Annotated in this window: 19 protein-coding genes and 2 pseudogenes; 7 read left to right on the plus strand and 14 right to left on the minus strand. The window is 60.4% G+C overall.

The genetic code is table 11. The features are described 5' to 3' along the window. Positions 1 to 174: 174 nt before the first annotated feature. Positions 175 to 942 (minus strand): methyl-accepting chemotaxis protein, encoded by a 768-nt coding sequence (locus GUY40_RS28940; protein ID WP_371924970.1) that lies wholly within the window; start codon positions 940 to 942, stop codon positions 175 to 177. 90 nt (positions 943 to 1032) lie between these two features. After that, positions 1033 to 2121, minus strand: a pseudogene (locus tag GUY40_RS28945) (cache domain-containing protein); the annotation flags it as partial. Between the two features lie 398 nt (positions 2122 to 2519). Between GUY40_RS28945 and GUY40_RS26550 the strand changes: the two are divergent. Next, the gene (locus tag GUY40_RS26550; RefSeq protein ID WP_166571877.1) at positions 2520 to 3419 is read left to right on the plus strand and encodes a PA4780 family RIO1-like protein kinase; all 900 of its coding nucleotides are present in this window, start codon (positions 2520 to 2522) and stop codon (positions 3417 to 3419) included. A gap of 4 nt (positions 3420 to 3423) precedes the next feature. Here GUY40_RS26550 and cueR read toward each other — a convergent pair whose 3' ends face one another. Genes cueR through GUY40_RS26565 form a run of 3 tightly spaced genes read right to left on the minus strand, consistent with a single transcriptional unit; the run spans position 3424 to position 6469 of the window. Further along, on the minus strand, positions 3424 to 3825 hold the full coding sequence (gene cueR / locus GUY40_RS26555) for a Cu(I)-responsive transcriptional regulator (protein WP_166571878.1): 402 nt from the start codon (positions 3823 to 3825) through the stop codon (positions 3424 to 3426). Positions 3826 to 3838: 13 nt separating this feature from the next. Continuing rightward, a complete protein-coding gene (locus GUY40_RS26560; protein WP_371924969.1) occupies positions 3839 to 6025 on the minus strand; it encodes a heavy metal translocating P-type ATPase in 2187 nt (728 codons plus the stop codon). 60 nt (positions 6026 to 6085) lie between these two features. After that, positions 6086 to 6469, minus strand: a complete 384-nt coding sequence (locus tag GUY40_RS26565; RefSeq protein ID WP_166571879.1) for a hypothetical protein — start codon at positions 6467 to 6469, stop codon at positions 6086 to 6088. Positions 6470 to 6629: 160 nt separating this feature from the next. Here GUY40_RS26565 and GUY40_RS26570 point away from each other — a divergent pair, with 160 nt between their 5' ends. Together GUY40_RS26570 and GUY40_RS26575 are read left to right on the plus strand one after the other, a co-directional pair. After that, positions 6630 to 6827, plus strand: coding sequence for a cation transporter (locus GUY40_RS26570; RefSeq protein ID WP_166571880.1), 198 nt, complete (start codon positions 6630 to 6632; stop codon positions 6825 to 6827). Between the two features lie 100 nt (positions 6828 to 6927). Then, on the plus strand, positions 6928 to 8103 hold the full coding sequence (locus tag GUY40_RS26575) for a multidrug effflux MFS transporter (RefSeq protein ID WP_166571881.1): 1176 nt from the start codon (positions 6928 to 6930) through the stop codon (positions 8101 to 8103). Here GUY40_RS26575 and GUY40_RS26580 read toward each other — a convergent pair. Both GUY40_RS26580 and GUY40_RS26585 read right to left on the minus strand, forming a co-directional pair. Then, positions 8100 to 8276: a hypothetical protein gene (locus tag GUY40_RS26580; RefSeq protein WP_166571882.1), complete on the minus strand. Its 177-nt coding sequence runs from the start codon at positions 8274 to 8276 to the stop codon at positions 8100 to 8102. The two genes, GUY40_RS26575 and GUY40_RS26580, sit on opposite strands and share 4 nt — an antisense overlap. A gap of 127 nt (positions 8277 to 8403) precedes the next feature. Then, positions 8404 to 9417 (minus strand): zinc-binding alcohol dehydrogenase family protein, encoded by a 1014-nt coding sequence (locus GUY40_RS26585; protein ID WP_166571883.1) that lies wholly within the window; start codon positions 9415 to 9417, stop codon positions 8404 to 8406. 114 nt (positions 9418 to 9531) lie between these two features. Between GUY40_RS26585 and GUY40_RS26590 the strand changes: the two genes are divergently transcribed. Continuing rightward, positions 9532 to 10452, plus strand: a complete 921-nt coding sequence (locus GUY40_RS26590; RefSeq protein ID WP_166571884.1) for a LysR family transcriptional regulator — start codon at positions 9532 to 9534, stop codon at positions 10450 to 10452. A gap of 473 nt (positions 10453 to 10925) precedes the next feature. Further along, positions 10926 to 11648, plus strand: a complete 723-nt coding sequence (locus GUY40_RS26595) for a helix-turn-helix transcriptional regulator (protein ID WP_166571885.1) — start codon at positions 10926 to 10928, stop codon at positions 11646 to 11648. A 78-nt stretch (positions 11649 to 11726) separates the two neighbouring features. Here the strand turns inward: GUY40_RS26595 and GUY40_RS26600 are convergent, their stop codons facing one another. From GUY40_RS26600 to GUY40_RS26625, 7 genes and pseudogenes are all read right to left on the minus strand, one after another. After that, positions 11727 to 12677 (minus strand): adenosine deaminase, encoded by a 951-nt coding sequence (locus tag GUY40_RS26600; protein ID WP_166571886.1) that lies wholly within the window; start codon positions 12675 to 12677, stop codon positions 11727 to 11729. Between the two features lie 123 nt (positions 12678 to 12800). Continuing rightward, the gene (locus GUY40_RS26605) at positions 12801 to 14156 is read right to left on the minus strand and encodes an 8-oxoguanine deaminase (RefSeq protein ID WP_166571887.1); all 1356 of its coding nucleotides are present in this window, start codon (positions 14154 to 14156) and stop codon (positions 12801 to 12803) included. Positions 14157 to 14286: 130 nt separating this feature from the next. Continuing rightward, entirely contained in the window at positions 14287 to 14973 is a 687-nt protein-coding gene (locus GUY40_RS26610; protein WP_166571888.1) for an SDR family oxidoreductase, read from the minus strand. Between the two features lie 412 nt (positions 14974 to 15385). Beyond that, complete coding sequence (locus tag GUY40_RS26615; protein ID WP_166571889.1) at positions 15386 to 15970, minus strand: YigZ family protein; 585 nt, start codon at positions 15968 to 15970, stop codon at positions 15386 to 15388. Positions 15971 to 15985: 15 nt separating this feature from the next. Further along, positions 15986 to 16645, minus strand: coding sequence for a TetR/AcrR family transcriptional regulator (locus tag GUY40_RS26620; RefSeq protein WP_166571890.1), 660 nt, complete (start codon positions 16643 to 16645; stop codon positions 15986 to 15988). 138 nt (positions 16646 to 16783) lie between these two features. Then, a pseudogene (locus GUY40_RS28950) lies at positions 16784 to 16858 on the minus strand (hypothetical protein); the annotation flags it as partial. 36 nt (positions 16859 to 16894) lie between these two features. Next, positions 16895 to 17812: a LysR family transcriptional regulator gene (locus GUY40_RS26625; protein WP_166571891.1), complete on the minus strand. Its 918-nt coding sequence runs from the start codon at positions 17810 to 17812 to the stop codon at positions 16895 to 16897. A 124-nt stretch (positions 17813 to 17936) separates the two neighbouring features. On the opposite strand from GUY40_RS26625, the gene GUY40_RS26630 reads away from it, so the two are divergent. Further along, the gene (locus GUY40_RS26630; RefSeq protein WP_166571892.1) at positions 17937 to 19283 is read left to right on the plus strand and encodes an aspartate aminotransferase family protein; all 1347 of its coding nucleotides are present in this window, start codon (positions 17937 to 17939) and stop codon (positions 19281 to 19283) included. A gap of 64 nt (positions 19284 to 19347) precedes the next feature. Next, positions 19348 to 20841, plus strand: coding sequence for a CoA-acylating methylmalonate-semialdehyde dehydrogenase (locus GUY40_RS26635; RefSeq protein ID WP_166571893.1), 1494 nt, complete (start codon positions 19348 to 19350; stop codon positions 20839 to 20841). Positions 20842 to 21119: the final 278 nt, after the last annotated feature.

Here is a 21119-nt window from a genome sequence, read left to right on the forward strand (position 1 = left end):
GAAAAGAGTGTTTTCCCAGATCGATGGCGGCGATAGCTGCTTCGTTCATGGCAATAATCTCCGATGAGCCCCCTGTGGAAGCTTAGTGGGCTAGCACAGGGGGCGGCGGGGGTAGCCATTTCATTATTAGAGTGATCGCGTTGGACCCATTTGTGTGGGAGCGGGGGCTGGCTGTCAGGTACGGAACCGCCGCACTAGCGCATCCAGCTCATTCGACAAGCCAGCCAGGCTCTGGGAGTCATGCCGGGCCGAATTCGCCAGCTCCGCCACCAACTGCGCATCGCCATGTATCTGGCTGATGTGACGGTTGATGTCTTCGGCCACCTGGTGCTGCTCCTCGGCCGCCGTGGCGATCTGGGTGTTCATGTCGCGGATGACGTCCACCGACTCGCGGATCTGACCGAAGCTGGTCCGCGCCAGGCCAATGCGGTTGACCGATTGTTGCGACACTTCAAGGCTGGCATGCATCTGCGACGCCACCTGGCTGGTGCGCTGGGCCAGGTTGCCGAGCAGCCCGTCGATCTCGGCTGTTGAGTCGGCGGTGCGCTTGGCCAGGGCCCGCACTTCGTCGGCGACCACGGCAAAGCCGCGACCCTGCTCACCGGCTCGCGCCGCTTCGATGGCGGCGTTAAGCGCCAGCAGGTTGGTTTGCTCGGCAATCGAGCGAATCGTTCCAAGAATCGACTGGATGTCGTTGCTGTCCTGCTCCAGTTGTTGCACGGCGCTGGCCGATTGCGAGATTTCCTGGCTCAGCTGATCGACGCTCTGCACCGCTGCATCGATCTGCTGCTGGCCTTCGCGGGCCTGGCGCTGGCCACTGTCGGCAGAGTCGGCGGCCTGGCTGCAGGAACGCGCCACCTCGTTGGCGGTGGCGACCATCTCGTGGAAGGCCGTGGAAACCATATCCACCGCTTCGCGCTGGCGCCCGGCGGCTTCGGCCATGTCGGCAGAGACCTGGGTGGAGCTGGCGGAGGTGGCGAGGATCTTGCTCGCGGCCTGGCCAATATGCTGGATCAGGCTGCGAATGGCCGCCAGGAACTGGTTGAACCAGCTGGCCAGTTGCGCGGTTTCATCAACGCCACGGACTTGCAGGTTCTGAGTCAGGTCACCCTCACCCTGGGCGATGCCTTCCAAACCGCTGGCGACGCTACGGATGGGCCGCACGATCAGGCTGGCAAAGCTGGCGCCGACCAGCGCGAACACCACGGCGAGTACCGCGGCAATGACGGCGATCAACCAGGTCAGTTGCGTGGACGAAGCCATGACTTCGTCTTGTTTGATCAGACCGATGAAATGCCAGCCCAATTGCTCGGACGGCCAGACGTTGGCCATGTAGCGTTCGCCCCCCAGCTCGACCTCGACCAGCCCCTTGCCGGCCTTGGCCAGCTGCGCATAGCCGTCACCCAGCTCGCCCAGGTTCTTGAAGTTGTGCTGTGGCTGCCTGGGGTCGACCAGCACGGTGCCATTGCGCTCCATCAGCATCAGGTAGCCGCTTTCACCCAGCTTGATTTGCTTGACGATCTCGGTCAGTTGCTTGAGCGACACGTCGATGTTGACCACGCCGCCCTGGCTGCCCAGCTGGTTCGCCACCGCGCGCACGGTGCTCACCAGCACCGCGTCGTCGCCGGCCCAGTAATAGGCTTCGGTGCGCAGGGTTTTGCCGGGGTTGGCCATGGCGGTTTTGTACCAGGGGCGCTGGCGCGGGTCGTAGTTGGCCATTTTCGGATCGCCCGGCCAGAAGGCGTAGCCGCCGTCGGCAACGCCATAGGACACGTAGGCGTAGTCCGGGTGGCTGGCGGCCATGCCTGAGAACAGTCCGAACAGTTGCTTGTCCAGGTCGCCCTGGGGGATGTCGGCGGCGTTGGCGCTGATGTGTTTCTTGAGGGTGCCGTCGGCGTTTTCGATCAGCGGCTGGTTGGCCAGGTAGTCCACGTTCTGGCTGATGCTCTGAAAGAACAGCTGCATGGCGTTGGACACCTGGCGAATTTCCCGGCTGCTGCCGTCGAGAAAGCCGGTGCGCGCGTCGCTGCGCAAGTTCAGCACCACCAGGGTGGCGACCAGGATGACCGGCAGGCAGGCGATGACCGCGAATGCCCAGGTCAGTTTCTGTTTGATGTTCATCCGCGCTCCAGATTGTTCTTATAGACACAGTGCCCAGAAGGGGCCTGCGAGGTGGCAGCCGTATAAAACTTTCGTAGGTTATTTCTTTATATTGTGTGGGAATAGGTCGGCCGTAACCCCGAAACATTGAGGCTTTTGTTGGCGAAAAATACCGTTATGGTGAGGGTTCCCGGTCGGTAAAAAATGCCTGTGCATCACTTGTAAGGAATCAAATGGATAAAAGGGTGGTCAGTCAGGTTATTAACCGCTAAAAGTGCTCTCGATTTGTAGGTCAGCTTGGCTGGCCCTTTGCATCGTTTTCGATGTGCGAAAGTCGCCCTCGTCACCGTTCAGGCAAGAGGGCCGGCAAATGAATGTTGCTCGCGTGTCAGGTAAAAAAGGACCCAGAATAAAAGCCGATGAAGACTCCCAAACGCATTGAACCGTTGATCGAAGACGGTCTGGTCGACGAGGTGCTGCGCCCCCTGATGAGCGGGAAAGAGGCAGCGGTGTACGTGGTGCGCTGTGGCAGGGAATTGCGCTGCGCCAAGGTGTACAAGGAAGCGAATAAACGCAGCTTCCGCCAGGCCGCTGAATACCAGGAGGGCCGCAAGGTTCGTAACAGCCGTCAGGCCCGGGCCATGGCCAAGGGCTCGAAATACGGGCGCAAGGAAACCGAAGACGCCTGGCAGAACGCCGAAGTGGCGGCGCTGTTCCGCCTGGCCAATGCCGGTGTGCGGGTGCCCAAGCCGTATGACTTCCTCGATGGCGTGCTGCTCATGGAGCTGGTGGCCGACGAGTACGGTGATGCGGCGCCACGCTTGAACGATGTGGTTCTGGAGCCGGAACAGGCGCGTGAATACCATTCATTCCTGATTCGCCAGATCGTGCTGATGTTGTGTACCGGTCTGGTGCACGGCGACCTGTCGGAGTTCAACGTGCTGCTGGGCCCCGATGGCCCAGTGATCATTGACTTGCCGCAGGCTGTGGATGCCGCCGGCAACAACCATGCATTCAGCATGCTGGAACGGGATGTCGGCAACATGGCCAGCTACTTCGGGCGCTTCGCGCCGGAGCTGCGGCACACCCGTTATGCCAAGGAGATGTGGGCGCTGTATCAGGCTGGCACCTTGCATTCGGGCAGCAACTTGACCGGTGAATTCGTCGAGATCGCCGTGCACGCCGACGTGCATGGCGTCATGCGTGAAATCGAAGCGGCTCGCCGCGACGAGGAGCGCCGTCAGGCCGCCAGGGCAGAGGCTGAAAAATCCCCTGCCCGCGGGCCGGAAGAGCCACCGCCGCCACCGTGGCTTCAGTAAACGGTCAGTGACAGCCGCCGCCGTTTGCCAGGTCCTTGAGGATCGGGCAATCGGGGCGGTCGTCGCCTTGGCAATGGGCGACCAGGTCTTGCAAGGTATCGCGCAGGCCCACCAACTCTTCGATGCGCCGGTTCAAGTCCTCGATGTGCTGGTGCGCGAGCGCCTTCACATCGGCGCTGGCGCGCTGGCGATCGCGCCACAGCGTCAACAGGCGCGCCACTTCTTCCAATGAAAACCCAAGGTCCCGCGAGCGCTTGATAAACGCTAGCGTGTGCACGTCATCGGCGTGATACAGGCGATAGCCGTTGTCGCTGCGATGGGCCGGGTTGAGCAACCCGATGGACTCGTAATAGCGAATCATCTTGGCGCTGAGGCCGCTTTGGTGGGCGGCTTGTCCGATATTCATGGCGTGCTCCGTCTCACTCCAGGTCCTGCGGCTTCCAGGTTTTCAGCCACAGGGCATTGCTCACCACACTGACACTGGACAGGGCCATGGCGGCACCGGCCAGCACCGGGTTGAGCAAGCCAGCCGCGGCCAGCGGGATACCAATGAGGTTATACACAAAGGCCCAGAACAGGTTCTGGCGGATTTTGGCGTAGGTACGCCGGCTGATCTCCAGGGCCGCGGGCACAAGCCGTGGGTCACCGCGCATCAGGGTGATCCCGGCGGCGTGCATGGCCACGTCGGTGCCACCGCCCATGGCGATGCCGATATCGGCCGCTGCCAGCGCCGGCGCATCGTTTATACCATCGCCGACCATGGCCACGCTGCCGCTGCGCTTGAGCTCGACGACTGTGGCAGCCTTGTCGGCGGGCAAGACTTCGGCATGAACATCGTCGATGCCCAGGGCCTGCGCCACGGCCCGGGCACTGCCACGGTTGTCACCGGTGAGCAGGTGGCTGGCAATGCCTTGCTCGTACAGGCGCTGCACCGTCTCGGCAGCGCCGGGCTTGAGGCTGTCGCCAAAGGCGAACAGGCCCAGCACCTGTGGGACTGGCGCGCGTTCTATCAGCCATGACACCGTGTTGCCTTCGGCTTCCCAACGTTGTGCCTGCTCGCCCAAGTCGCCGGGCAGCAGTTTGTTTTCTTCCAGCATCCGTCGGTTGCCCAGCGCCAGTTCACGGCCTTGCAGGGTTCCGGCGATGCCACGGCCTGCGAGGGCGTGACTGGCGCTGAGGGTGGCAATGGGAAGATGGCGCTCCTGGCAGACGTCCAGCACCGCCTTGGCCAGTGGATGCTCACTGCCACGCTGAAGGGCGCCTGCCAGTTGCAGCAGCTGCGAATCGTCACCCTTGGCGGCCCGTAGGCCAACGATGCGCGGTGTACCGCGAGTGAGCGTGCCGGTCTTGTCGAAGACCACATGTTTGACCACATGGGCGCGCTCCAGGGCCTCGGCATCCTTGATCAGAATCCCGTGACGCGCGGCAACGCCAGTGCCGGCCATAATCGCGGCGGGGGTTGCCAGGCCCATAGCACAAGGGCAGGCAATCACCAGCACAGCAACCGCATTGATCAGCGCGGCTTCCATCGACGCGCCCGTCAGGTACCAGCCTATCAGCGTGCCCATGGCAATCAACAACACCACCGGAACGAAGACCTGGCTGACCCGGTCGACCAGTTTCTGGATCGGTGCCTTGCCGGTCTGGGCGTCTTCAACCAGGCGAATGATCCGTGCCAGCACTGTTTCGGTGCCGAGCGCCAGGGTTCTGACCAACAAGCGACCTTCACCGTTGATGGCTCCGCCCGTGACCTTGTCACCCGGCTGTTTCGGAACGGGCAGGCTTTCACCGCTGATCAGCGCCTCGTCGGCATGGCTATGGCCCTCGACGATCTCGCCATCGACCGCAATGCGTTCGCCGGGTTTGGCCACGACCAGGTCCCCGAGCCGCAAGGCGCTGATCGGGACCTCGATTTCGCGCCCGTCTTGCCATTTCACCGCCCGGTCCGGGCGCAAGGCTTCAAGCGCGCGGATGGCGCTGGCGGTCTGGCGTTTGGCGCGGCTTTCCAGGTACTTGCCCAGCAGCACCAGGGCGATGACCACCGCCGAAGCTTCGAAGTACAGATGTGGGGTGTGCCCGGGCGCGGCCTGAGCCCACTGATAAAGGCTCAGCCCGTAACCGGCGCTGGTGCCAAGCGCCACCAGCAAGTCCATGTTGCCGGCACCGGCGCGCACGGCCTTGTAGGCGGCGGCATAGAAGCGCGCGCCGAAAAGGAATTGAACCGGGGTGGCCAGGGCAAACTGCACCCAGGCGGGCAGCATCCAGTGCACGCCGAAGGGCTGGAGCAGCATGGGCAGTACCAGCGGCAAGGCCAGGATCAGGGCACAGATGAGAATCAGGCGTTCGCGCCGTAGGTCGCTGGCGGCGTCCTGAACAGTCTTGCCGGACATTTCGGGCAAGGTTGCGCTGTAGCCGGCCTTGTCGACGGCAGCGATCAGGACCTGTGGGTCGAGCTGTTCGAGCAAGTGCACATGGGCACGCTCGTTGGCCAGGTTGACACTGACCTGGCCAACGCCAGGGACTTTGGCCAGCGCACGTTCGACCCGGCCGGCACAGCTGGCGCAGGTCATGCCGGTAATCGGCAGATCAATGGTTGATGCGGACATGGATAACCCTCCTTGAGCCATCAGCATCAACCTTGCCACGCGGGGAAGGTCAAGGGCCGGTCAATACTGCAAGGCTGCCCGTTTCAGGTAGAGGCCATCCTGACCCATGGCAATGCGGTATTTGCTGATCTGCCCGGCACGCAACTCCACGGTGGTGGAGTTCGGTCCATCAATTCCCGGCAGGCAGCCCGGCGCCTGGCCCGGCAGCTGGCGCAGGCGCACCGTGACCCGACCCGGTGGCAGGTTGAACGAGGTGCTCTGTTCCTGGAACAGCCTGCCGGCCAACTGGTCCTGAAGATAAATGCCGATTTCACAGGAAGTCGCAATTTCCAGCCGCTCGCGGGAAATGATCAGCACGCCATAGTCCTGGGCACCTTCGGCGTGGGCCGCAGGCTGCGTAAACAGACTCAGCATGGCGACAAGGCTCAACAGTGCCCGGCGCATTAACGTACTCCTGCATTCAATCGTTTGAGGACGAAGCTTGGCCGAGGCGGGTAATGATTTCCAGCGCGGCGTGTGCTGGCAGGGGCTTGACCTTGACCCGGTGGCAAGCTTGAAGCTGATTCCAGTGCTTCAATCAACACCCATCCTCTGGAGAATTTTCATGCAAGTATTCAACGTTCAAGGCATGACGTGTGGCCACTGCGTCAAGGCCGTCACTCAGGCGGTGCAGGCGCAGGATCAACAAGCGCAGATCACGGTGGACTTGGCTTGCGCACAGGTAAAGGTGCAGAGCGAATTGCCGGTAGAACGCATCGCCGAATTGATTCGCGAGGAAGGCTATAGCGTCCAGGCGCTATAAATCTGTTACGAGATTTTTCCGCTTAATCACGTTCCAGACGGCCACGCCGACGGACGGGGCAGTTAGACTAGTCAGCTGCTCTGTCTTCTCTGGACTGCTGATGAACCTGCGAACAATCCTGATTCTGGGTGCCTTGAGTGCCTTCGGCCCCCTGGCAATCGATTTTTACCTGCCTGGTTTCCCGGCGATGGCCACGGCCTTCGGCACCGATGAGCAGCATATTCAAACCACCCTGGCGGCCTACTTCCTGGGCTTGTCCATCGGTCAACTGGTCTATGGACCGGTCGCCGACCGTTTTGGCCGCCGGGTGCCGCTGTTGGTCGGCGTGGGGCTGTTTACCCTGGCATCGCTGGCCTGCGCCTTCGCGCCCAACCTCGATACCTTGATCATTGCCCGTTTCATCCAGGCACTGGGCGGTTGTGCCGGGATGGTGCTGTCGCGGGCGATCGTCAGCGACAAGTGCGATGCAGTAGCATCGGCCAAAGTGTTCTCGCAGCTCATGCTGGTGATGGGCCTGGCGCCGATCCTGGCACCGATGCTCGGTGGGGTGATGGTCAACCAGTTTGGCTGGCAATCGATCTTTGTTGCCCTGACCGCCTTCAGCGCTTTGAGTGGATTGGCCGTGGCGCTAGGGCTGCCGGAAAGCATGCCCGCCAATCAGCCGCGTCAGCCGCTTTCCGGTGCATTGGGTCAGTACGGGCGATTGCTGAAGGACCGGGCGTTTCTCGGCCATGCGCTAACGGGCGGTATCGCCATCGCCGGCATGTTCGCCTACGTCGCCGGCTCGCCCTTTGTATTCATCAAGCTCTATGGCGTGCCAGCCGAGCATTACGGCTGGTTGTTCGGCAGTAACGCAGCGGGCTTTATTCTGGTCGCACAGGTCAATGCACGGCTGCTGGCCAAGCGCGGCCCGGCGTTTTTGCTGGTGCGTACGGTGTGGGTGTACTTGGCGGCGGGTGTGGTGCTGCTGGCCATCAGTGCGTTGAAACCCGCTCAGTTGTGGCCGTTGTTGGTTCCGCTGTTCGTCTGTATTGCCAGCCTTGGCGGCATCATCCCCAATGCCTCGGCATGTGCGATGAACGGCCAGGGCGCGCGGGCCGGTAGTGCCTCGGCCTTGCTCGGCTGTATTCAGTTCAGCGTCGCTGCGGGCGCAGCGTCACTGGTTGGCGTGCTGCACGACGGCAGCGCCTTGCCCATGGCCATAGTGATCAGCCTGTGCGGTTTGGCGACAGCGGTGGTGGCGATGTTGACTCGCAGGTTACAGCCCGCGCGTTAACCCGCGCGTTGGCTGTAGGTGGGAAAGGTATGCGGGGCCTGCAAGCGGGCCCGCAGGGTGCTGACAAAGGCCAGCGCCTCGGCCTCGCTTCGAAAGCTCACCACATGCTGGTCAAGACGGACCTGCCAGTGGCTGCCACGGGGTTTCGCGAATTCGGTGATGACGATATTCATAGCGAGGCTCCCTGAAATGGGGTGACGGCTGGAATTGTAGCCCCCTGATCGTGCAATGGAACGGCATCGGACTGACGGTCTTGCCGAGCGTGATTCGCCCTTGGCAAGACCGTTTTTCAGGGTGGGGTCAGAAACCTTCCAACACGATCTTGCCCTGCGCCTTGCCGCTTTCCAGCAGCGCATGAGCACGCCGCAGGTTGCTGGCATTGATGCTGCCGTAATGCTCACCGAGGGTGGTCTTGAGGGTGCCGGCATCAATCAGCTCGGCCACTCGTTCCAGCAATTTGTGCTGTTCAAGCATGTCCGGGGTTTCGAACAGTGAGCGGGTGTACATGAACTCCCAGTGCAACGAGAGGCTCTTGCGCTTGAGCTTGGTCACATCCAGCTGCCTGGGGTCGTCGATCAGGGCCAGGCGGCCTTGTGGTGCGAGCGCTTCGACCAATTGGTCCAGGTGCAGGTCGGTCTGGGTCAGGCTGGCGACGTGGGTGACCTGATCGATGCCGTCCTGCTTGAGTGCCTGGGCCAAAGGTTGGCTGTGGTCCACCACCCGATCGGCGCCGAGTGTACGGACCCAGGCCTGGGTTTGTGGGCGCGATGCGGTGCCGATTACCGTCAAGCCGGTCAGGCGGCTGGCCAGTTGCGTCAGGATTGACCCCACCCCACCCGCTGCCCCGACGATCAACAGGCTCTGACCCAGGTCGGCACTGCCTTCGCTGATTTGCAGGCGCTCGAACAACAATTCCCAGGCAGTGATCGCGGTCAGTGGCAACGCCGCGGCTTCGGCAAAGCCGAGGGTTTTGGGCATGTGCCCGACGATACGCTCATCGACTGCATGCAACTCGCTGTTGGCCCCCGCACGGGCAATGGAGCCGGCGTAATACACCTTGTCGCCGGGCTGGAAGAGGGTGACGTCACTGCCGACCGCCTTGACGATGCCGGCCACATCCCAACCCAGCACCTTGGCTGTGCCTTCTTCAGGCTGGACGTTCTGGCGGACCTTGGTGTCCACCGGGTTGACCGAAATGGCTTTGACTTCAACCAGCAGGTCGCGTGGTCCGGCGACGGGCTCTGGCAGTTCAATGTCCTGTAAGGCCGCGGCGTCGGTGATCGGCAGTGAGTGATAGTAGGCGACCGCTTTCATGGAAAACTCCGGCAGGAAAAGTATGTGCGCATAGTTGGCTATTTCGTCGCGCAGAAAAAGCGGCTAAAACGGCAGGCTCTTTCAATATTTTTTTGATAATGCCGTGGAGGCTGCATGCTCAGGTTCGATGATCTGCAACTGTTCGTCCGTGCTGCGGACTTGGGCGGGCTTTCAGCCGCCGCTCGGGTGATGGACCTGTCGCCCGCGGTCGCCAGTGCGGCGCTCAAGCGTCTGGAACACCTGCTCGGCGTGCGCCTGCTGGCTCGCTCCACGCGCAGCTTGCGGCTGACCGCCGAGGGCGAGAGTTTTCTGGAGTACGCGCGGGCGGCACTGGCGAGCCTGGAGGAGGGGCGCAAGGTCCTGGCGCATGCCCAGGACCAGGTCAGCGGTGTATTGCAGTTGTCGGCACCTTCGGATTTCGGCCGTAATGTGCTGTTGCCGTGGCTCGATGAATTCCAGCGCCAACACCCGCAACTGACGGTACGGTTACTGCTGGGCGATCAGGTCGCCGATTTGTTTCGTCAGCCGGTGGATGTCGCCTTGCGCTACGGCGAACCGGAAGACTCAAGCCTGGTGGCCTTGCCGGTGGCCGCTGAGAACCGTCGGGTGTTATGTGCCTCGCCCGAATACCTGGCCCGCCATGGCCAACCCCGTCAGGTGGCGGACCTGGCGCAGCACAATTGTCTGCTCTATATGCTCAGTGGCCGAGTGCATGACCATTGGCGCTTTGGCGATGGCAAGCGCGAACTGGCACTGACCGTGAGCGGTGATCGCTTTTCCGATGATGCCGACGTGGTGCGGCGCTGGGCGATTGCCGGCGCGGGAGTGGCCTACAAATCCTGGCTGGACGTGGCGGCTGACGTACAGGCTGGCCGGCTGGTCGTGCTATTGCCGGAACTGGCCAAGGAACGAGCGCCCTTGAACCTCTTGTGCGCTCACCGGGCTCAACTCAGCCACCCGGTCAAGTTGTTAAGAGCACTGCTTGAAGTGCAATGCGAAAAGATTTCTCGTGGCTATCCCGACGCGACGGGATAAGTGATTCCAAACAATGTGCCTGTAAATGCTGAAAATACAGCGATATGTATTGCGTGTTTCTTGAGCTTTTAGTGTAGGTTTTTCCTGTCATTGCTCTCAGTAAAACTTTGTAGTCTTTGACTGAAGTAGGCGTATTTAATGGTTCTCCTGCACTTGTTCGATCACGATGTAAGTTGTTGTTTCAAGGCTTCGGTGCATTTGCTTAAGGCAAGAGGGCACATATACGGACCGTTGCGGTTCTTTTCTCCCGATTTTGTATGAGATTGCCAGCTTATACTGGCGGCGACAGCGATCTGCCCGTGAAAGCTTTCCATACAAGCGAGCCAGGACAACGATGCGTTCATTGGGTTGTATTACGAACCACGCACTTGCCGCACTGGACACACTTTGTCATGTAAGACGTTTCACAGGTGCAATCGCGCTGTTCACTCACGTCGTGCCATCGACAGAACGTTTTAACAGGGAGTAAAGACATGGAACATGTATCGTGCATCAGTCAAGTGGCCACTCTTCTGGCTGACCCAAAGCGCAGTGCAATGATTTGGGCGTTGATCGACGGTACTGCTCGGGCCTCCGAAGAGTTGGCGTTGCTGGCCGGGTTGAGCCCTTCTTCGGCGAGCGCACATCTGGCGCGGCTTTCGGCCGGTGGGCTGCTCAAGCTGGAGGCACGCGGGCGCAAACGCTTCTTTCGTCTGGCGGCACCTGAAGTGGGCGCGGCCGTTGAAGCGCTGGCCAATGTCTCTGCCGCCAGCCTTGAGCATCAGGCTGCGACGCTGCCCGACAGTGGTGTGCCGCTGGCACCCTTGCCGATGCGCAGGGCCAGGCTGTGTCATGACCATCTGGGCGGTGAAGTGGCGGCCGACCTGTTTCAACGCCTGTTGGATGCCGGTTGGGTCGAACTCAATGAGCAGCGGGTAGTGGTCACCCCCACGGGCAGCCGTCATCTGGCTCAATTTGGTATCTATACCCAAGCCTTGGTGCATCGCGGGCGGCAGACCCAGTGCAATTGCTGCAGCGATTGGAGTGACAGGCGCGCGCACTTGGGCGGGGCACTGGGGGCGAGCCTGATGAAGCTGTTCGTGCAGAATGGCTGGCTGAAACTGGTGGATGAAACCCGCGCCTTGCAGGTGACCTCCGTCGGTTTGCGGGAAATCGGCAAGATTGCCGTGATGGAGCCTCAGGACCGGGCTGGCTGAGGTCGACGCTTTTGACCGGGCTGTGCGCTCCTGCAAGGAAAAGACATCAACAGGAGCGCTCTTCAACCCTTAAGCGGTCTACTTGACCAGGCGGGCATCCAGACTGTTCTGGGCCAGGCGCCGGGCCTGATCCTGAGTCATGCCCAGGTGCGTGTACAGGGCATGGAAGTTCTCGGTGACATAACCGCCGAAGTAGGCCGGGTCGTCCGAGTTCACCGTCACCTTCACACCCCGTTCGAGCATGTCGAGGATGTTGTGTTTGGACATGTGATCGAACACGCGCAGCTTGGTGTTCGACAGCGGGCAAACCGTCAGCGGAATCTGCTCATCGATGATGCGCTGCATCAACCGCTCATCTTCAATGGCGCGCACGCCGTGGTCGATGCGCTGGATCTTCAGCAGATCCAGGGCTTCCCAGATGTACTCGGGCGGGCCTTCTTCACCGGCATGGGCAACGGTCAGAAAACCTTCGCTGCGGGCGCGGTCAAAGACGCGCTGGAATTTGCTGGGCGGATGGCCCATTTCCGAGCTGTCCAGCCCGACAGCGATAAAGGCGTCACGAAACGGCATCGCCTGGTCGAGGGTTTTTTGCGCTTCTTCTTCGCTCAAGTGGCGCAGGAAGCTCAGGATCAGGCCGCTGCTGATACCCAATTGCTGCTGCCCGTCCTTCAACGCCGAGGCAATGCCGTTGAGTACCACTTCGAAGGGGATGCCGCGATCGGTATGGGTTTGCGGATCGAAGAACGGCTCGGTATGAATCACGTTCTGCGCCTTGCAGCGCTGCAGGTAGGCCCAGGTCAGGTCATAGAAGTCCTGCTCGGTGCGCAATACATCGGCGCCCTGGTAATACAGGTCGAGAAACTCTTGCAGGTTATTGAACGCATAGGCGCTGCGCAGCGTTTCAACGTCGTGCCATGGCAGGGCGATCCTGTTCCGCTCAGCCAGGGCGAACAGCAGCTCAGGTTCCAGAGACCCTTCCAGGTGCAAGTGCAGTTCAGCCTTTGGCAGGGCATTGAGCCAGTCGTACATATCAATTCTCATCAGGTGCAATGGCGACATTCTACAGAGTTGCCCATCTCGGCAGGATTACAAGTGACGTATTGCAGGAAAGGATTCACCAGCACCTTTCATCGTGCTGGCGATCCTTGGGCTTTAGCCGGCAATCAGTTCTCGCGCCGCCTGGCGGTGATCGGCGATCAGGTGTTGCACATCAAGCCCCTCGATCTGGCCGTCAATGACTCGCCATTGACCACCGACCATGACCCGGTCAGCGCGATCGGCGCCACACAGCAAGAGTGCCGAAAGCGGGTCATGGCTGCCGGAGAAGCGCAGCTCATCGAGCTTGAACAGCGCCAGGTCAGCCTGTTTGCCCACCGCCAGCTCACCAATATCATCACGCCCGAGCAGTTTCGCCGAGCCTTGGGTGGCCCAGCCCAGGACTCGCTCAGGGGTAATGGCTTGTGCGCCATAGCGCAGGCGTTGCAGGTACAGTGCCTGACGGGTTTCGAGGATCATATTGGAGGCATCGTTGGACGCCGAACCGTCTACGCCCAGCCCGACAGTGGCACCGGCATCGGTGAGCTCCACGGTTGGGCAAATACCCGAGGCCAGGCGCATGTTCGAGCTGGGGCAGTGGCAAATGCCGGTGCCGGCGGCGCCCAGGCGCGCGATTTCGTCGGGGTTGAAATGGATGCCATGGGCCAGCCAGGTTCTGGGGCCCAGCCAGCCGACGCTGTCCAGGTAGTCAACGGTGCGCAAACCGAAACGTTGCAGGCAGAAGTCTTCCTCATCGAGGGTTTCGGCCAGGTGGGTGTGCAGGCGCACATCCAGCGCTTCGGCAAGTTCGGCGCTGGCTTGCATGATCTGCGGGGTGACCGAGAACGGTGAGCAAGGCGCCAATGCAATCTGGATCTGCGCCCCGGCCCCGCGTTGATGGTAGGCCTGGATCAAGCGCTGGCTGTCGGCCAGGATCACTTCGCCCTGTTGCACTGTCTGTTGCGGCGGCAAGCCACCGTCGGCTTCGCCCAGGCTCATGGAACCGCGGGTCAGCATGGCACGCATGCCCAGCGCGCGAACACATTCGACCTGAACATCAATGGCATTCTCCAGGCCATCCGGGAACAGGTAATGATGGTCGGCGGCGGTGGTACAGCCGGACAGCAGCAACTCGGCCAGGGCCACTTTGCTGGCCAGTTCGAGTTTTTGCGGGGTCAGGCGGGCCCAGACCGGATACAGGGTTTTCAGCCAGGGGAACAGTGGCTGGTTGACCACCGGCGCCCAGGCGCGGGTCAGCGTCTGATAGAAGTGGTGATGGGTGTTGATCAGCCCTGGCAGGATCACATGTTCACGGGCATCGAAGGTGTGCTCACACGCAGTGGCAGGCACTTGCCCGGCAGCGAGCACTTCGCGGATGACACCATTTTCCAGCACCAGGCCGCCACGGGCATCGAGCTGGTTGGCAGTGAAGATGGCGAGGGGATTTTTTAACCAGGTACGGGTCGCAGGCATGGTTGCCGGCTCCTCTGAAAGTGGGTTCAGGTTCGCCAGCTCAGTTTTGCCCTGTCTGCTGATCCAGGTTCGCCGCGGTGGCGAGGCAGCCAGTCTACTGCCTCGCCACGGGCGATTCAATGCTAGCTGATCACCAGGTCAGGTTTTCGCCCTTGTAGTTGACGAAGTGCAAACCGCCCTTGCCGCTGTAGGCGCTCACCTGATCGATGAGGCCGCGGGTGCTGGTGGCAACATCAATGTCGGCACCTTCGCCACCCATGTCCGTTTTGACCCAGCCCGGGTGCATGGCCAGCACGGTCACGCTCGGGTCGGCCAATTCGCTGACGAAGGAGTTGGTCATGGAGTTGAGTGCGGCCTTGCTGGCCTTGTAGTAGGCAAGCTCTGGCGCGTCAGGGATGGTGACGCTGCCCAGCACTGAACTCATGAAGGCAATCACGCCGGTACTGGTACGGATTTGCGGGGCAAAACGACGGGCCAGGCGGATCGGGGAGATAGCGTTGGTCAGGAACAGCTCGCCGATTTCATCTTGCCTGGCGGTTTCAGGGTCCTGATTCGCGGGTCCCTTGATGCCGGCGTTGACAAATAGCAGGTCAAACTTTTTGTCCTGCAGATCATTCTGCAAGGCATCGAGTTGTGCGGTGCTGTTCATTTCCAGCGCTTTGATCGTGACCCCTGGGAGCTTGCGCAGGGCATCGGCCCAGGCCGGATCGCGCACGGTTGCGGTGACCTGCCAGCCATCTTCGATCAAGCGCTCAACCAGGCCCAGGCCCAGGCCACGGGAGGCGCCAATGATCAGGGCGGTTTTGACATTGCTCATGTAATGCTCCTTTGAACAGGAAAGGGAAGCCAGGATCGTGAACATGCTACTGCCTTCTTGAAGCGGCATGTTAGGTTGCCGGCGCTTTGATTTGATCAAGAACTGTACAGTTGAGGGCGGGCCGTGCTCGACAAGCCATTGGCTCAAGCGTGCACGGTTTATCCACAGCTTGCTCCACAGGTTTTGTGCGCAAGCCAAAACGGCGGGTATAAGAGTTTTTACGCTATTACCAATAGCGATAACTGTTGATAACTCACTGATTTACGGTGTATTCGTTTGTGCTGTGAGTCTTATGATCAAAAAACGATCTATTTCCTCAAGGCCACGGTTTTAAAGGCTCTGCGGGGGATTTGCAGAGCTTATCCACAGGTGGGTGCACAACAGCTGTGGGCAAGTTGCAAACGGTTGCGGCTTATACCCGTTCCAGCAGGATTCGCCCGCGGCTCAAGTCTGCGAGCTGGCGCTGCAGGGGCTCGATAAATTCGGCACCCACCGCCAGCTGCAGGTCGACGCCGTTGGCGGTGAAGTCTTCATTCGTGACCAGGCCATCGACTTCGGCCAATCGCAGTTTGAGCAGGGCCAGTTCGCTGAAACTGCAACTGCAGTGGACAGCCACGCGGTTTATCAACAGGCGTTTTTCCGCTTGTTGCAGGCACTTGTTGGCGCCGCCGCCATAGGCCCGGGCCAGGCCGCCGGTCCCCAGTTGGATACCGCCATACCAGCGTATGACCAACACCACGACCTGATCACAGTCCTGCGCCTCGATGGCTGCCAGGATGGGTCGGCCAGCCGTACCGCCGGGCTCGCCGTCGTCGGTGCTGCGATAATTGTCCCCAAGCTTCCAGGCCCAGCAATTGTGAGTGGCATCCAGATCACTGTGCTGCTCGATGAACGCCTGGGCGTCGGCTGGGCTGGTGATGGGGGCGGCGAGGGTGATAAAGCGGCTCTTGCGGATTTCTTCACGAAACTCGCAAGGGCCGATCAAGGTTGAAGGCATGCTTGGCTACGACTGTCAGAGGGCTGGGGTCAGGCCGCAGCCTTTGAGAATGATGTGAATCATGTTGTTGCCGGCTTCTTCGAAGTCCTGCTTGGTCAACCGCGTGCGACCGGTCACCTGGCAGATCTGAGTGGCGAAGTCGGCGTAGTGCTGAGTGCTTCCCCACAACAGGAAGATCAGGTGTACCGGGTCGATCGGGTCCATCTTGCCGGCATCGATCCAGCCCTGGAACACCGCCGCGCGGCTTTTGAACCAGGCACGATAGTCCTGGCTGAAGTACTCATTCAGACACTGGCCACCGCTGATGATCTCCATGGCGAAGATTCGCGAGGCTTGCGGCTGGCGACGAGAAAACTCCATCTTGGCGCGAATGTAGCGGGTCAGCGCTTGCGCCGGGTCGTCGTCAACACTCAGGGCGTTGAAAGTGCTGTCCCACAACTCGATGATGTTGCTCAACACCGCAATGTACAGCCCCAGCTTGTTGGTGAAGTAGTAATGCAGGTTGGCTTTGGGCAGCCCGGCATTCAAGGCGATGGTGTTCATGCTGGTGCCCTTGAAACCGTGGCGGGCGAACTCGTCTTCAGCCGCCTTGAGGATGGCTTCTTCGTTTTTCTGCCGAATCCGGCTGGCCGGCTTGGAGGCGAGCGCGCTGTGCGCGGGGACTTCGAGGGTCATGAGGCGGTTCCGAACGGTTCGTGTGGGCACAACAGGTGAACTGATAACGCACCCACACATAACTGACAAGCGTTCTTGCGCGATTCCTTCAAACCTCTGCGCGTGGTCCTTCAGTTTGGGCGGCCAATGGTTATTGGTTTCGTCAACGCGTGCTTCGGGAAGCAGCAGGCACATTAGTACCGCGGTGATCCCGCCGCTGGTAATGGCCGAGTCAAGGCGGTCAGGTCGTCGACCTTGGAAATTGGGTATTCAGCGGGTTTGCGAAAGGCTTTCCAAAAAGCTTTCCAGTACCAGATGAGGGCGTCGACCCTTGCGTGTGACCCAAGAAAGGCTCAAGTCATAAAAGCGCTCGCTGGCCTTGAGTGCGCGCAGTCGCCCCTGCTGAACCCAAAGACTGGCGTAGTGATCGGGAAGAAATCCGATGTAGCGACCCGTCAGAATCAGGAAGGCCATGCCTTCCCGATCTGAAGCACTGGCCGTGCAATTGAGCGCCTGATAGAACGCCTGGATCTCCGCTGGCAGGCGAAAGGTCGGGGCGATGGCCTCTTGGGCGTTGAGCCGAGCATCGTCCAGATCGCGGTCATCGACATAGAACAGCGGATGACCGACGGCGCAGTAAAGCAGTGAGCGTTCACTGTACAGCGGCTGGTATTCGAGCCCCGACAGCGGGCTTGCCTGGGGGACTACGCCGACGTGCAGGCTGCCGTCGAGTACGCCTTGCTCTACCTGGCTGGGGGCGATCATGCGGATCTGGATACGCACATCGGGGCCACGTTCCTTGAGTTGAGCCAAGGCATGGGTGATGCGCATGTGGGGCAGGGTGACCAGATTGTCGGTCAAGCCGATATTCAACTCGCCGCGCAAGTGCTGGTGCAGGCCATTGACCTCGGTGCGAAAACTCTCGAGCGCACTGAGCAATTGCAACGCCGAATGATAGACCTCGCGGCCTTCTTCGGTCAGCGAGAACCCGGCGCGACCCCGCTGGCACAGGCGCAGGCCGAGACGTTGTTCCAAATCGCTCATCTGCTGGCTGATCGCTGAGCGGCCAATGCCCAGCACGTTCTCGGCGGCCGAGAAACCACCGCATTCAACGACACTGCGGTAAATCTTCAGCAGCCGGATATCGAAATCGCTGACTTGGGCAAGGGGTTCCGGGCGGCGGCTCATAGTTTAGTCATCGGCTATCTGAAGATTAGAAGAGTAGGCTTTTAGAGACTTTATCGCCGTGACAACTTAGCTGCAACAGCACTCGTCATCACAACGATCCACACTACCTTGCGAGGTTTATCCGATGAATCTGCCCGAAAACGCACCAGTCGGTCTGGCCAGCCAGCTCAAGCTCGACGCGCACTGGATGCCGTACACCGCGAACCGCAACTTCCAGCGTGACCCGCGCCTGATTGTGGCGGCAGAGGGTAGCTATCTGGTCGATGACAAGGGCCGCAAGATTTACGACGCCTTGTCGGGCCTGTGGACCTGTGGCGCCGGCCATACCCGCAAGGAAATCCAGGAAGCCGTGGCCAAGCAATTGGGCGTGCTTGACTACTCGCCGGCCTTCCAGTTTGGTCATCCATTGTCGTTTCAGCTGGCCGAAAAGATCACCGAGCTGACGCCCGGTAACCTGAATCATGTCTTCTACACCAACTCGGGCTCCGAATGTGCCGATACGGCGGTGAAGATGGTGCGTGCCTACTGGCGCATCAAGGGCCAGGCGACCAAGACCAAGCTGATCGGCCGTGCCCGTGGTTATCACGGCGTGAACGTGGCAGGCACCAGCCTGGGTGGCGTCAACGGCAACCGCAAGATGTTCGGCCAGTTGATGGACGTTGACCACCTGCCGCACACCCTGCTGCCGGGCAACGCGTTTTCCAAAGGCATGCCTGAAGACGGCGGGATCGCGCTGGCGGACGAAATGCTCAAGCTGATTGAACTGCACGATGCCTCCAACATCGCGGCGCTGATTGTTGAGCCACTGGCCGGCTCCGCGGGTGTGCTGCCGCCGCCCAAGGGTTACCTCAAGCGCCTGCGTGAAATCTGCGATCAGCACAATATCCTGCTGATCTTTGATGAAGTGATTACCGGCTTCGGCCGCATGGGTGCCAACTTTGGTGCTGAAGCCTTTGGTGTCACGCCTGACCTGATGTGCATCGCCAAGCAAGTCACCAACGGTGCCATTCCGATGGGGGCAGTGATTGCCAGCAGCGAAATCTATCAAACCTTCATGAATCAGCCGACGCCTGAATACGCTGTGGAATTTCCGCACGGCTACACCTACTCGGCACACCCGGTTGCCTGTGCCGCAGGCCTGGCCGCGCTCGACCTGCTGCAAAAGGAAAACCTGGTTCAGCAATCCGCAGAGCTGGCCCCGCATTTCGAGAAGGTGCTGCACGGCATCAAGGGCACCAAGAACGTTATCGACATACGTAACTACGGTTTGGCTGGCGCTATTCAGATTGCTGCCCGTGATGGTGACGCCATCGTTCGCCCCTATGAAGCCGGGATGAAGCTGTGGAAGGCCGGCTTCTATGTACGCTTTGGTGGCGACACCCTGCAGTTCGGGCCAACCTTCAATGCCAAGCCACAAGAACTGGATCGGCTGTTCGATGCCGTGGGCGAAGCCCTGAACCAGATCGACTGATCACGCCAGTTTCCAGCCGGCGTGTCAATGAAGCCGCCGGCTAACGTTTCCTTAGGAGTTTTGCATGAGCACTATCCAGCACCTGATCAATGGCGACCTGGTTTCCGCCGGCGAGCGCACGGCCGATGTCTTCAACCCTTCGACCGGCCAGGCGATTCATAAAGTACCGCTGGCCAGCCGGGAAACCGTGCAGCAGGCCATCGACGCCGCTTCGGCAGCCTTTCCGGCCTGGCGCAATACGCCACCGGCCAAGCGTGCGCAGGTACTGTTCCGTTTCAAGCAATTGCTTGAGAAAAACGAAGCCAAAATTGCCCAGCTGATCAGCGAAGAGCACGGCAAGACCCTGGAAGATGCGGCCGGTGAACTCAAGCGCGGCATCGAGAACGTTGAGTACGCCAGCGCCGCTCCTGAAATCCTCAAGGGCGAGTACAGCCGTAACGTCGGCCCGAATATCGATGCCTGGTCTGACTTCCAGCCGCTGGGTGTGGTGGCCGGTATCACGCCATTCAACTTCCCGGCCATGGTGCCGCTGTGGATGTACCCGTTGGCGATTGCCTGTGGCAACTGCTTTATCCTCAAACCGTCGGAGCGCGATCCAAGCTCCACCCTTTATATCGCTCAATTGTTCCAGGAAGCCGGGTTGCCGAACGGTGTGCTGAACGTTGTGCATGGTGACAAGGTGGCGGTGGATGCGCTTATCGAAGCGCCAGAGGTCAAGGCACTGAGTTTTGTCGGATCCACGCCCATCGCCGAGTACATCTATAAAGAAGGCGCTGCACGTGGCAAGCGTGTCCAGGCACTGGGCGGGGCGAAAAACCATGCGGTGCTGATGCCTGATGCCGATCTGGATAACGCCGTCAGTGCGCTGATGGGCGCGGCATACGGTTCATGCGGTGAGCGCTGCATGGCCATTTCCGTAGCAGTCTGCGTGGGGGATCAGGTTGCCGATGCGCTGGTTGCCAAGCTGGTTCCGCAAATCAAGGCGCTGAAGATTGGCGCCGGTACCTCCTGTGGCCTGGACATGGGCCCATTGGTAACCGGGCAACATCGCGACAAGGTGGCCGGCTATGTAGAAGACGGTCTGAATTCCGGTGCCGAGCTGGTGGTCGATGGTCGTGGCCTGAGCATTGCCGGTCATGAGGAAGGCTTCTTCCTGGGTGGTTGCCTGTTCGACCGTGTGACACCTGAGATGCGCATCTATAAAGAAGAGATTTTCGGGCCAGTGTTGTGCATCGTGCGGGTCAACAGCCTGGAAGAGGCCATGCGCCTGATCAACGATCACGAGTACGGCAACGGAACGTGCATCTTTACCCGTGATGGCGAGGCAGCGCGGCTGTTCTGTGACGAGATCGAAGTGGGTATGGTCGGCGTCAACGTTCCGCTTCCGGTACCGGTGGCCTACCACAGCTTTGGCGGCTGGAAGCGTTCGCTGTTTGGCGACCTGCACGCTTATGGCCCGGATGGTGTGCGTTTCTACACCCGTCGCAAGGCGATCACTCAGCGCTGGCCGCAACGTGCGAGCCATGAAGCGTCGCAGTTTGCCTTTCCCAGCCTGTAACGGACGGGGGTGAAGAAAGGGCGGGCCGCAGGCCCGCCCTTTGCTTTTTCGAGGCGTATCAGAAGTTGATTACAGATTTTTGAAATTAGCTGTTGACGCCCGCTTGGAAATCTATAGAATTCGCCTCCGCTGCCGAGCAATCGCAGTGATGCAAGTGTTTGAAGTTGTTAGAGATTCTCTGAAAAAACTTCAAAATAAACGCTTGACAGGCACAGAGGAAAGCGTAGAATGCGCGCCTCGGTTGAGACGAAAGACTCTCAGCCAACCGCTCTTTAACA

Origin of the sequence: Pseudomonas sp. R5(2019) (assembly GCF_009905435.1) — a bacterium.
Classification (GTDB): domain Bacteria; phylum Pseudomonadota; class Gammaproteobacteria; order Pseudomonadales; family Pseudomonadaceae; genus Aquipseudomonas.